Origin of the sequence: Paenibacillus sp. Soil766, assembly GCF_001428105.1 — a bacterium.
In the GTDB taxonomy this organism is placed as follows: Bacteria; Bacillota; Bacilli; order Paenibacillales; family NBRC-103111; genus Paenibacillus_E.
The window spans coordinates 1-13,169 of sequence record NZ_LMSJ01000026.1 but is presented as its reverse complement, the minus strand read 5'-3'; the positions used below and the strand labels follow the sequence as shown (position 1 = coordinate 13,169).

The following is a 13,169-nucleotide window of genomic DNA, read 5'->3' as shown; positions in this document are numbered from 1 at the left end:
GTATTCTGGGCCGATGGTGCAATCCGCCTCCCTCTCAGCCTACTTTTTCAAATGATACGGCACGGTCGTCACAACCAAGTTCCGTTTACGCAGCAGGAAGGCCCTGATCAACAAGCTGGATTGATTGTGCAGGATGTTATGCCAGTTTTTCTTAGGTATAAACTGAGGGATGATCACGGTTACCCGGAAATTAGACTCCGAGGCCTTATGTTCAACCGTATCAATGAATTTGGTCAGCGGATGAACAATGCTTCGATAATGGGAATGCAGCGTGACTAAACGTACGTCTGGCTGCCACTTCTGCCATTTTTCTTCAAACTTTTTCTCATCATCCCGTTCAAAAGCCACATACACCGCAATAATTTGATCAGGTGAAAGCGATTTGGCATAGTTCAACGAATTCTCCACCACATGTGTGAACCCAGCAACAGGTACAATCATGACATTGCCCTCAATCGGGATGGCAGGTTCACAAGAGGTTAGTCGTAATTGTTCAGCGATCGCGTCGTAATGCTTTTTAATTTGATGAAAAATGAACACGATGAGCGGCAGGAAGACAAGTACGCTCCAGACTTGTCCAAACTTAGTGATAAAGAAGATCATCATCACGATGAAACTCATGAATGCTCCTACCAAGTTGACCGTTAATTTGAGCAGCCAACCTCTCGGTTTCTCCCGCAACCATTTCACCAGCATGCCTGTCTGTGCAAGCGTAAAGGGGATGAACACACCGACAGCGTAGAGAGGAATTAACTGCTCCGTTTGCCCTTTAAACACAATGATTAATAACATGGAGGTAACAGCTAGGAAGATGATCCCGTTCGAATAGCCTAATCTGTCGCCGCGCATCGTAAACATTCTGGCGATAAACTTATCTTTGGCCAGATTAACCGCGAGCAAAGGAAATGCGGAATAGCCCGTATTCGCGGCGAGAACAAGAATCATCGCGGTTGTGCCTTGGACGATATAATACATCAGTCCTCGGCCAAATGTAACGGCTGCAATCTGAGAAACGACCGTTTCCTTCTCGCGCGGCGCTATGCCGTAGTAGTAGGCCAAATAGATGATGCCTGCGAACAAAATCGCTAGTAACATGCCCATGGCCATCAACGTTTTGGAAGCATTTTTCGGGGCTGGTGTCATGAAATTAGGAATCGCATTGGATATCGCCTCAACCCCGGTTAATGCCGAGCTGCCTGAGGAGAAGGCTCTTAGCAATATGAATAAGGAAATGCCCGCAACAGGTGTCCCCAAAGGGGTATGCAAATCAGGAGAAATTTGACCAGTAAGTATTTTAAACAAACCAATACCAATTAGGATAAACAACGCGACCACAAACAAATACACGGGATACGCCAGAATAGAGGCCGATTCCGTGATTCCGCGAAGATTGAGGATCGTAATAAACAAGACTAGTGCCAGTGCAATCGGTACTGTGTAGCTGTGCAAACTTGGAAAAGCTGACGTTATCGCATCCGTACCTGCGGATATACTTACGGCTACAGTCAGGATGTAATCGACCAATAAGGATCCGCCCGCAAACAATCCGGCGTTCATGCCGAGGTTCTCTTTCGAGACGACATAGGCGCCTCCCCCTTGGGGGTACGCATAAATGATTTGCCGATAGGAGAGGACTAGGGCAACTAAGAGAAACAGAACACCGCAAGCGATAGGGATGGTATACCAGAACGCTGCTGCGCTAATCGTTATTAAGACAAGTAGAATCTGCTCTGGGCCATAAGCTACAGAAGAGAGTGCATCTGAGGAAAGAATGGCCAACGCTTTCTTTTTATTTAACTTCTGTTCGCCTAATTCATGGGACTTCAAGGGCTGGCCTATTAACAAACGCTTCAAATCAGTCAACAATGTGTGTACACCACCTTGATTGATAAGTTCGTTTTAGTTTGTCCAATTCATAGAAATCCATTATAAATAATGGAAACACAACACAAAACAAAGAACATTAGAATCATGTTCTAATGTTCAGATAAGGTTCTATGATTGGTCACGGTTCCGAATGCTAATACGCCACATCAATCAGCTTAAACTGGGTCACATCCACTAGCCCCCGATTTGAAATGCGAATCTCCGGAATGACAGGCAGCGCGATGAGGGAAAACGTCATGAACGGCGCGTTCATGGTACAGCCAATGTGTCGCCATGCTTTGTCCATCTGGGCGACTTCCTTGACGACTTCAGGCAGTGTCTTCTCTGACATAAGGCCTGCAATGGTCATCTGGACCTGGGCTAGCACTTTGCCATTTTCCACAACAATCATGCCGCCGCCAAGCTTCACAAGCTCATTCGCAGCGAACGCCATGTCCACTTCATCGATCCCCATCACGAGCAGATTGTGACTGTCATGGGCCACCGTAGAGGCCACCGCACCAGACTTCACACCAAAGCCATGGACAAAAGCAAGTGATATCTGACCTGTACCTCGATGCCGTTCAATACAAGCTAAGCGAACAATATCTTGCTTCACATCCGGCAGGATAATGCCTTGCCCAATGGCGAGCTCCGCTGTCACCTTCTCGGTTCTGGCACTATTTTCGATCACGCGGATCACATTGACCTTCGTTTTCTCCTGCGCCGCAGCCGCCTTAAACTTAAAGTCCTCCACTGTCAGCTCCCGCTTCATATTCATCGAATTACGAATATGAGCCGGGTATGTGAACACGGGGAATTCAACTGCCAGCTTCCCTTGCTCCGCAATGACTTGCCCATCCGTAATGACCATGGAAGGCTCCATCTTCTGCAGGTCTTCCATCAATAGGATGTCTGCACATTTCCCAGGAGTGATCGATCCCACATCATGCTCCAGCTTAAAATAGCGCGCCACATTGATCGTGACCATTTGGATCGCGGTGACTGGAGGAACACCTTCTTCCATCGCGCGCCGTGCAACATGATTGAGATGCCCTTTCTCCACGAGTGTCTGCGGATTCACATCATCGGTAACGAGTGAGATATTGGACGTATTGACGCCATCCTCGGTGACAATCTTGATGACCTCTTTGACATCATGCCAAGCAGAGCCTTCCCGGATCATGAGATGCATCCCCATGCGAACTTTATGCAGACCTTGCTCTCGGGTTACTGTCTCGTGATCCGACGTAACACCAGATGCGAGATACGCTTGCAGCATCCGATCATCGTCACTCGGGAAATGCCCCGTTACGGTTTTCCCGCTTTGCAGTGTAGCTTCGATTTCTCCGCACATTTTGGGATCTCCGTATACAACACCTGGGAAATTCATCACTTCCCCCAGCCCCACCACATTGTCCCACTGCAGTCCCGCTTGAATATTAGTTACCTCTAAGACAGCGCCGCCATCTTCCAAATCATTCGTTGCTGGCACACAGGAAGGGAAGGTCGTGAAGACTTTGAGCGGCAGGGGCTGCCCCTCTTCGTGCATGAGCCTGACCCCTTCTGAGCCGAATACATTCGCTATCTCATGCGGGTCCATGAAAATCCCCGTCGTCCCTTTGACAATCGCCGCTTTGGCAAATTCCGTCACGGAAAGCATCGTGCTTTCTACATGCATGTGGCCGTCCAGCAGGCCTGGCACCAAATATTGCCCTTTTGCATCGATCACGACCGTCTTGTCCCCGATGGTATGGTCTGCTTTTCCGATATAAGCAATTCGTCCCGCAGCAATCGCGACATCCAGATCGGCAATTAGCTCACCGGAATGCACATTGACTACAGTACCATTTTGAATAACTAGATCAGCAGCTTCTGCTCCCAAGGCAACTTTAGCCAGTATGCGACTAACGTTAGTAAGTTTATTTCTATTCGAGGTATATGTCATAGGTTTCGTTCTCCTTCCTACATGAGCATGCATTTCAAACCATAAATGAAATGTACATTCTAATGTATGTCTGAGCAACTTATAACTATCTCCTCTAATGGATACCCACTAATTTCAACTTGTATACTGCTTTTTCAAATGCTCCGCAATGGATGTAAAGGAGAATGCCTCCAACATGTTTGCAAGCTTAGCTTTGGTACCTTTAATATTGTAGTAATGAATAAAATGCTCCTTGCTGGGCAGGTCCAGCTTATGTTCCTTCGAATCAATTTCCCGCGGATGCAGATAAACAATGGAGCTCTTCCCCTGACGATTGGCTGATTGAATGGCTTTGCGAATGATGAATTCAGGGAAAAATCTAAAATAAAAGCCGCCGGAATAGCCCACATTTCTCCCAGCAACGCGCATAACAGACATCGGAACCTCGTAGAGATTAAGTTCTCTCCCGTTCACGATTGGCTTATGAATCTCCTTCTTCGCTGTAGGAATCCCATAAAGAAAAGTTTTCACAGGAAAAATACTAGCGTCATACACGATGCCCATCTCTTCTAGAACTTCGAGGTAGTGAAGATTGCTTTCAACGATCGACCATGACGGCGCCCGATATCCGAGTACCTTCGTACCTGTTAGATTCTCGAGAATATCAACTGATTTCTGGACATCCTCACGAAACTCTTCTCTCGTTTGCTTATAGGCTAATTCATGGGCATATCCATGAGAGGCGACATCATGACCTTCACGCGCGATGGCCTTCACGATATCCGGGTAATCCTCCCCAATACAGCCAAGTGTGAAGAAGGTTGCTTTACACCCCGCATCGCTGCACATCTGAAGCAGGGTATCCATGTGGGCTCGGAAACTTGAACCCTTCGTTCGGTCCGCCGTAACCTGGTCATAATTTGCATGAAACCATTCCTCAATGTCAAAAGTGAGTAGATTTGCTATGTCATTTGAGGAATTAGGCATGTTTTTTGATCCCCTTAATGGCGAATGATGTGCACAACCGATCGTGCATTTTCCATTCTGCGCTTCCTTTCGAAACGCAAGGAAACGGATGATAGATCTTTAAGAATTCTATATGCTCAAATCCGTACTCTATGAACACTTTCTTCAGTTCATCCATTGCGTACATGCGATCGAATTTTTTGGTTTTCTCGAACAATCGGAGCACTTTCCTCTGCCATGACCTCCGGTGCAAGGTTTCAATGAGCAGCGTCCCCCCCGGCTTCGTCACCCTAGCCAATTCCGCGATAACCGCTCGATACGATTCGATCAGCTGAATAACACCAATACACAGTACGAGGTCAAACTTGCCCTCCTCAAAATGAAGAGCCGTTAGATCATCCGACGATGTTCGAAGGCCTCTTTCCGCGGCAAAGGCAAGGCTTCTCTCCGAGAAATCCACCCCATACACCGTGTTTGACCCAACAAGAGGCTCACTAAAGGCACCTACACCACAGCCGGCATCCAAAATCTCTTTGTCGTTAAGCTCTCCTAGCCAACCCAATGTATGATTTCGCTGCATAAAGAAGCTTTCCTCATTATAGTAATCAGAGGATTGTACAGAAGCTCCATGAACCTCTGCCCTCTTGTCAAAATACTGCTTCCAGCTAAGATTAGCCATGATCGATTTCCCCCGATTTTAGATGACACATCTAGATTGTATGTTACGGCATTAGGTACTTAATGAGCTGCTTACCCACTGGTTCTGTCACTACGTTAGGCAATACCTTCCAGAGTTCTATGAAAAACCGAAGCTTTTCTTTATCTGGTGGACCCGTCTCCTTCGAAGGGCTGCCCATAACGAAATATGTGAGCTGCTCGGCAGTTGCCCCCCATTGTTCTTTGTATTTATACGTCCCTGAACCGATTTGTGAACGACCGAGATCAAGTTGCTTTAACCCGCTTCGTATCCCAAATTTCACGGCTTCCCAGTACATAAAGTTATTCAGATATTTATGGTTATACGTCGTCAAGTTCGCACCGTACGGATAATAGAGTGTTGAATCCCCCGGGCTTATTAATAGCAGCATGCCACCTGCTACCTCACCCGTCTCTACATCTAGAACGGTTTGCAGCACCGCATGATGGGGTAAATAATCGAAGAATCTTTGAAAAAATCCGATATCCTGCGCTGGTGAACCCAACTGCTTCATACGCCTAACATAGACTTTATGAAATCTTGCCAGATTCCCTTGATCATAAGAAACCGTAAACCAGTTGTTCTTATACACCTTCCGGATATGGTTTCGATTATTACGAGTGGAAAGAGATATAACCTCATCTTCATTGGTTAATGGCAGCACGAAGGTGTGATTGATGTCGTTTAGCTGACCATGCACTGCATCCCGATGCTTACGTATCGAAGACAAGTGCTTGCCTTCACTCAGCATCGTCCCGCTCTTGAATCTCAACTCGATGTAATGGAGACGGTATTTTTCCTTCAGCTCCGTGATTGCTGCAAGGGCAAATTGCGAGGCTTCCTCATTCAGGGCACACACATCCGTATAATTGACAAAGGGAAGCGAAACGCCTACCCTCTTGAGTCCTAAGTTGCGACCACTCGTTAATGGAATTAACGCGCAAATCTGGTCATTGTGATCAACCACAGCATGATACAAGCATTGATAACGGAACGTCTCGAGCAGAATCTGTCGAAATGACAATGTATGAAAAATGGTTCCCTGCGACCATGCCAGCCGGTCCCAACCTTCCTTCATATCTTCGGTATAGGGCAAACAACGGTACATGCGGACTATCCTCTCAACCACATAATGACACCAATCATAATGAACACACATCCAGCCCACTTCATGGCGCTAATTTGTTCATGGAAAATCATAATCGATACGAGAATCATAAAAATATATTGAATACTCGACACGAAGGTCACATAGCTTAAGTCAAATTGAGACAGGCAATAAATCCAGATAAAGGCCGCCAGCGCGTAGAAGGCAAAGCCGGTTACAATCAATGGTGTCGTCATGTAACCTATGGCAATCGTCATAATTCCGCCTTCGAAATTGACAGATCGACCACCAATTTTGAGCAAGGTGCTGGCCACTACCGTCATTAATATACTGGCAACTAGCATGATATATTTGATGATTTTTCCCCCTCGTTGCTTTTCTTCTCGAGCTCTTCTAGCCTCATCTTCGTCAATCCCAGTTCCTGGGTAAGCGCTTTGTTATGTAGTTTTAAACCGGAGATGCTTATACTCGTATTCAGCAGGAGCAAATAAGCAGATGCGATCAGAATGGCGAAAAATGCAGATGGCGCATAGTCGATGCCGAGTAGTTTAGAGAACCACTCCATCAAATTCGTGAACAAGGACATGACCAACGTAAAGATACCAATCACAAACCATACAAGTGCATATTTCTCTCGAAGTCTTCTAGCCCTCACCATCATGAATACGGTACTCATTAGAATTAAACTGAAGACTACCCCCATTAATTGCACACTATACAGATGATGTTCACTTGTTAGCATCCCTACCACCTCGTCCTTGTCCTTGTAAAAGAGAATAAGATCGACATTATTACTTTCATCATATAATAGGGACTTTGGATCGGAGTTATCGATGAGACACCGTGTTCACGTTCTCTCATTTCAACGCCGATTTCACCGATGCGAAGTCCATGTTTGCTAATCAAAATAATGGCGTCTGGCTCTGGGTAATCGTCCGGATAGAATTGGCTTAACAGCTCTATACTCTTGCGATTATACATACGAAACCCTGATGTCCCGTCGGTGATCTTCGTCTGAATTAATAAGCGAAACAAATAATAGAACACTTTAATACCAAGGCGCCTTGTCCACGTCGTTTGGAACGATTTAATATCTAGAAATCTAGAGCCGATGACCATATCCGCCCCCGTTTGTGTCATACACGCATATAGCTTCTCTACCTCTCTGGGAAGGTGCTGACCATCGCCGTCAATTTGCACCATATAGGAATACCCGTTCTTCTCGGCATATTTGAAGCCAGTTTGCACCGCGCCACCGATCCCTAGATTATAAGAGAGGTCCACCACTTTGACGCCGTCTCCTGCTTGCTTGGCTATCGCAGACGTATTGTCCTTGGAGCAATCATTAATCACTACAATATCGTAGCTAGGAAGATTCTCACGCACATCCCTGATCACTTTTAGGATATTATTCTGCTCATTATAAGCAGGGATTACGATGAGTGCTTGTTTCTGTTCCATTGAAGCAACTTCCCCCCATATTTGTTAATAACGATTAGGAATATGCGGATCAATCTTTCGACACCATACCCGCAGACGATACAAATAAAGGGTAGTGCAGGCAGCTTATATCGATACATACTATCCATGAATAACACCATACAAAATATGAATATCGATACAATAACTAACCAAACAATCGATGTTTTCCTAAATAGGTTGTTCTTGATGGCAGCATAAGTTCCGAGTAGAAATAGAAGTGACGGGATGACATCCCTGCATAATTTAATAACCCCTGCCACACTCCGTATATCTGTCTTCCATACCCACCAGCCGATAAAAGCGAGAGCTCTTCTGCCATATAACAACAGCACATGATCCCAATTATGAATAAGAAAGCTTAGGATCAAGCTGCCGAAAATATCAATGCGATAATCGGGATGATAAAAATAGTCATGACCTGAGGGGTTGTCATAAATCCAACCTTTGGCATAAATATTGTATAAAACTAACTTCGCATTATATTGTAGAGATGTCAGAAGTGGATTGAATTTGTCGGCCCATACAAGAAAACCAACCGCTGTGAAAACAAGTAGTAAAGCGCATACAAACTTATATCTATGCCTCTTGAGGAAATTGATCGGTTGTTCTCGTTTAACATTCAGTGCTATGTAGATGAAAATAAATACAAGCGTCAGAACACCCGTTGGGCGGAATACCAGCATGAGAAGCGAAGAAACGAGGAATAACGAACCCATGACTTTATTGTTATTCTCAAGCGTTTTCAGAAGAAGAAACACATTCAACAGGACTAGATTCATAAATAAACTATCTGAAAGAATGTACATCGACCACACCGTTATATGCCAGGAAGTTGCATAGAAATACGAAGCTACAATAGCGGTAATCCGGTTAAATAAGCGAAGCGTGATGAGGTACACCAGAATTACACACGATGCCGTTGTAACAGCCTGAATAAAAACAACAATATGTTCTTCCTTAAACACACCTATTAATATGGCGAGAATGAGATTATAGCCCATATAAAGAAGGTCATTCATATGTAAGCCAAGCTTGAAATCTGTTAACAAGGAGTGGGCGTAATTCAGATACCACTGCGAATCTTCCGATTTCGGAAGTCCCTTCTCCGAATTCAAGATGAAGAAGTAGTACTCTAATTTCTTCTTTAGTGAAAGCACGACAAGGGGGAGGATATATAGCCATTCGTAATCCTTGTATCGCTGATAAATTTGATTAATTCTATGGAATGGATACATGCTGCTAACAACTCCATATCTGCAAACGTAATTGTGAACGAATTGTAAAAAAAGTGTGATTTAAGTGTGAAAACATCTTAGAATTTTCGACATCCCTTGATAGATTCCTGCTTCTTTAGGACTATTTTAAAAACTATTTATATGAGTTAGTTCGATGGTAGATTTCAGGGACATTTCGTAGGATTGGACTATCCTATTAGAAACAGAAAAACCCCTTTCACAAGGGGTTCTCTATCCTACCTATTTCATTAAAGGAGCGGCGCTCCTAGAAGTATTTGCTCAGCTTCGAAAAATCTGAGATATCTACAATAGTGCTCTCCCTCTAGAAGATCGTTGTCTGATTTTGCCGAAAAAACACATAGTATTGCCGATTATCGTAAAGACGCTCGAAACTATAGATGCTACTCTACTACTAATAAGCATCCCACAGCTTGAGGAGTGTATCTAATGAGTAATTGGAAGCATCTTTCGATTCGGAAGCAGCTGGTCGTTTCGTTTATCATCATCATTTTATTGACAGCGGTCGCAAGTTTCTTTCAATACAAGCAGTTCTCCGGCTATATTCGTCAATATAACAGCTTGCTCATGGATGTTGCCGCAGCGAATGCCATTAACGGACAATTGAAAAATGAGCTGGATTCCGAAATGAGAGATATCCTTTATGCCAAAAAAACATTTAAGCAGGGCAAACAATTTGAGCTGCTGGATACGATGGATAAGGGTATTCTCACATTAAGAAGCAGAGAACAGGATCCCAACGTAGCGGAGCAGATTCATGTCGTTGCCAATACAATGAGTTCACTCCGGGATAAGGTTCAAAGTCTCGACAAAGCTGTCAAAGTAGAGGATAAACAGGTTGTGTTTGACATCATTATGGATACGACACAGATCGTACAGGACGAGGTAGAAGAGCTGATTCGCTTGAAGCTGATTGCCAGCAGTCAGTTGCAAACGAAGATTTCGCACCAATTCTCGCGTGATGTACTATGGAGCTTAGCTATGTATGTTCTCGTTTTAGTTGTATCCATTGGACTGATCATGGCGCTTAATGGAATTGTCGTACGTCCAATTGAACAACTCAGCAGGCGCGCTTCCGCTATCGCACTCGGTAATTTGAATGGTTCTCGTCTCCTTGTCTCCAGTCGTGATGAGATCGGAGACCTGTGCAATTCATTTAACCGAATGACTGAAAATTTATTAGCGTTGATCGGTACCGTCCGGCATATGAATGCGAAAGTACAGACTTCTTCCAATAACATTAATCGTGCGATGGAGGAGAATCGAGATGCCAGCTCAGAGATTGCAGAGGGGGCATTATCCATTACAGAGGCCGCACAATATCAAACCAAATCGATTGAAACGGCAGCAACCGAAGTGGACAAAGTCATGCGAGCTTTTCACGATATTCGCGGTAAGCAGGAGATTATCTACGATCATGCTGAGCATTCCTTAGAACTCGCTCGTAAAGGGGATGATCATATTGCTGTATTCATGGATCAATACGGTCAGATCGCTGGAGGTATGAAGAAGGTAGATCATGATACGGACAGCTTGCATACCTTATTTAAGCAACTGAACAGTACGATGAAACAACTGCGAGAGATTGCCGCCCAAACGAATATATTGTCTATCAACGCCAGTATTGAAGCAGCCCGGTCCGGTGAGGCAGGTCGAGGTTTTGCAGTTGTCGCTCAGAAGGTGAAAGAACTGGCTCAAAGATCAAAAGAGCTTGCACAGGAATCGGAGCAGCAGACAGGCAAAGTACAGGATCGGATTGAGTTTATTCGCTTGCAGATGAAGCAGGGACTGGAAGATCTGGAACGTGGAAATAAGAGTGCACAGCAGGCAAAGATGACATTCACAGCCATTCACAATGTGAATATGGACATTCATAATGAGCTTGGTGCCATCTCTATCCAAATTCATGACGCCGACGCCAACATAAAGCAACTAGGTGAGGAAATGGCTGGGGTCAGAGCTCGATCCGAGCAAATTAGTTTCGAAGTGGAACAGGTTTCTGCAATGGGCCAGCAGCAGCTTTCTTCTTTTGATGAGGTTACGGTATCCTCGAGGCGTCTAACAGAAGAAGCCCGAGAACTACATGAGGGATTACAGTCGTTTCGAACTGATTCACTTCAATATCCGCAAGCTGGCACGCAGATCCGATCCTGATGTGGATCGCAAGGAATAAACACAACTTTAGCACTGTTGTCCAATGGTAACTTTTACCTTAGAATATAAAGAAACTACAGGAAATTTGTTGAAAGTTAGGTCATTTACTTAGGGCGGTGAATTGTATACATGAGTTATCAATCACATGTGAGAAATAACCAATCGTCAGAACAACACGATAAGCAGACTGGCTCTATCAGCTCAGCTAAACAGAATGGAACAGCGGATCGCATGTCCCCTTTTTCCACTTCACATATCGCTCAACTACAGAGAACCATCGGAAATCGCGCCGTCGCTCAATTATTTAGATCCCAATCTCCAACACCAACACCATCCGAGAAACCTATTCAGACCAAAAAGAATAACACGGGCATGCCCGATCATTTAAAATCAGGTGTTGAAAATCTGTCCGGCCTGTCCATGGATTCCGTTAAGGTGCATTACAATTCCGATAAACCTGCTCAGTTGCAGGCCTTAGCTTATGCGCAGGGGAATGACATCCATGTAGGACCTGGTCAAGAGCAGCATTTGCCGCATGAGGCTTGGCATGTCGTCCAGCAGCGTCAAGGCAGAGTAGCACCTACGCAGCAAGCTGGTGGCGTCGGCATTAATGATGATCATGGATTAGAGTCCGAAGCCGATCGTATGGGAGCGAAAGCATCTGATCTAGGCGACGAACGTATGCAAATGAAGAGATCGGACAACGATAGTTTAGTAAGTAGTGAGACATCACCCTCGTCGGATACGATCCAAAAGGTAGCTGCCACCCTGTACGACGGACTGGATGCAAATGATCCAAGTACGTATGATTCTGGCGGCGGACATTCTTATGCCGATCACGGGGCACATACGACGGAAGAACAACAACGCGAACGATTGAAAAGCGGTACCGCGCCTTCAGGTCGGGTGAGTAAAGTGCCAACGGGCAAAGCCGCCTCGAAATTCGTTTCGGATGATAAGCATAAGGCGGCCTTCACCAGTGCTTACAGTACTTTGGTGTCCAAGAATGCACCGAAGCAGAAACTCGTCGGCATGGGTACGGTAATCAGCGTGCCAGGTGCAGGGGTCGGTTATCTCCGCGATGGCACAGAGGTCACTTGCGATCAGGTTCAATTAGATATTCAGCCAGACAATGGCAAATTGAAAATCAATACGATGTTTCCAGTAAGCTAGGAGGATGAGGGCATGGAGTTTTCAGCGCGATTGAGCCAGCTCTTGGACGAGCTGGCTATAGCATTGACTGCCGGCGGGTCACAGACGATTAATAAGCAAGCCTTGGCAGAGCACATTTCGGAGAACGAGCTTGATGCAGCAGGAGCTGCTCCTTCTTGGCTTATTGATCTTCTCACCGCGGTGAACGATAGAAAGGTCACAGGTCATTGGATTGATTTCACACGGGGGGCAGTCGATGACACGAATGTCTTCGACTTCATCCGGCACCTGCATGACGTGCTTCCTATTAAGTATGAGAACAATGAGGAGAGCTGGTTGCTGACCTTTCCGCAGCTTGGGTTGGAAGCTTGCATTTCGTTAGAGGGTTCTTGCTACAAGGTGAGTGCCATCGGTGATACATGGGAATTAGAGGATGCTTTGAATGAATAAAAGCAGTCCCCAAGGTATGAACTGCACCCCAATTGTTAGACACCATCTAACGATTGGAGGTGCAGTTTTTTTGTGTCAAAATTCAATTTAGAATTAAAGAATAAAGCTATTCAT

The 13,169-nt window shown here is 45.2% G+C and carries 12 protein-coding genes; 3 read left to right on the top strand and 9 right to left on the bottom strand.

Annotated features, from left to right (window positions below; genetic code table 11):
- Nucleotides 1-39: 39 nt before the first annotated feature.
- From ASG89_RS20525 to ASG89_RS20485, 9 genes are all read right to left on the bottom strand, one after another.
- Nucleotides 40-1,866, bottom strand: a complete 1,827-nt coding sequence (locus ASG89_RS20525; RefSeq protein ID WP_057312947.1) for an APC family permease — start codon at nt 1,864-1,866, stop codon at nt 40-42.
- Between the two features lie 154 nt (nt 1,867-2,020).
- Nucleotides 2,021-3,814: an adenine deaminase gene (ade, locus tag ASG89_RS20520; protein WP_057312946.1), complete on the bottom strand. Its 1,794-nt coding sequence runs from the start codon at nt 3,812-3,814 to the stop codon at nt 2,021-2,023.
- Nucleotides 3,815-3,928: 114 nt separating this feature from the next.
- Complete coding sequence (locus ASG89_RS20515) at nt 3,929-4,780, bottom strand: DUF3473 domain-containing protein (RefSeq protein ID WP_057312945.1); 852 nt, start codon at nt 4,778-4,780, stop codon at nt 3,929-3,931.
- Nucleotides 4,773-5,438: a class I SAM-dependent methyltransferase gene (locus tag ASG89_RS20510; RefSeq protein WP_057312944.1), complete on the bottom strand. Its 666-nt coding sequence runs from the start codon at nt 5,436-5,438 to the stop codon at nt 4,773-4,775. The genes ASG89_RS20515 and ASG89_RS20510 overlap by 8 nt, the downstream gene beginning before the upstream one ends.
- A gap of 43 nt (nt 5,439-5,481) precedes the next feature.
- Nucleotides 5,482-6,564 carry a GNAT family N-acetyltransferase gene (locus ASG89_RS20505; protein WP_057312943.1) on the bottom strand — a complete coding sequence of 361 codons (1,083 nt, stop codon included), beginning with the start codon at nt 6,562-6,564 and terminating at the stop codon, nt 5,482-5,484.
- Nucleotides 6,565-6,569: 5 nt separating this feature from the next.
- Entirely contained in the window at nt 6,570-6,908 is a 339-nt protein-coding gene (locus ASG89_RS20500) for an EamA family transporter (RefSeq protein ID WP_057312942.1), read from the bottom strand.
- On the bottom strand, nt 6,902-7,306 hold the full coding sequence (locus tag ASG89_RS20495; RefSeq protein ID WP_057312941.1) for a DUF2304 domain-containing protein: 405 nt from the start codon (nt 7,304-7,306) through the stop codon (nt 6,902-6,904). The genes ASG89_RS20500 and ASG89_RS20495 overlap by 7 nt, the downstream gene beginning before the upstream one ends.
- A gap of 2 nt (nt 7,307-7,308) precedes the next feature.
- Complete coding sequence (locus tag ASG89_RS20490) at nt 7,309-8,025, bottom strand: glycosyltransferase family 2 protein (protein ID WP_057312940.1); 717 nt, start codon at nt 8,023-8,025, stop codon at nt 7,309-7,311.
- Complete coding sequence (locus ASG89_RS20485; RefSeq protein ID WP_057312939.1) at nt 7,998-9,281, bottom strand: glycosyltransferase family 39 protein; 1,284 nt, start codon at nt 9,279-9,281, stop codon at nt 7,998-8,000. Before ASG89_RS20485 ends, ASG89_RS20490 begins: the two co-directional genes overlap by 28 nt.
- Before the next feature lie 447 nt (nt 9,282-9,728).
- Here ASG89_RS20485 and ASG89_RS20480 point away from each other — a divergent pair, with 447 nt between their 5' ends.
- The 3 genes from ASG89_RS20480 to ASG89_RS20470 all read left to right on the top strand — a co-directional run bounded on the left by ASG89_RS20480 (nt 9,729) and on the right by ASG89_RS20470 (nt 13,055).
- A complete protein-coding gene (locus ASG89_RS20480; RefSeq protein WP_057312938.1) occupies nt 9,729-11,453 on the top strand; it encodes a methyl-accepting chemotaxis protein in 1,725 nt (574 codons plus the stop codon).
- Between the two features lie 129 nt (nt 11,454-11,582).
- On the top strand, nt 11,583-12,626 hold the full coding sequence (locus ASG89_RS35745; RefSeq protein WP_082593470.1) for a DUF4157 domain-containing protein: 1,044 nt from the start codon (nt 11,583-11,585) through the stop codon (nt 12,624-12,626).
- 12 nt (nt 12,627-12,638) lie between these two features.
- Entirely contained in the window at nt 12,639-13,055 is a 417-nt protein-coding gene (locus ASG89_RS20470) for a hypothetical protein (RefSeq protein WP_057312937.1), read from the top strand.
- The last annotated feature ends 114 nt before the right edge of the window (nt 13,056-13,169 follow it).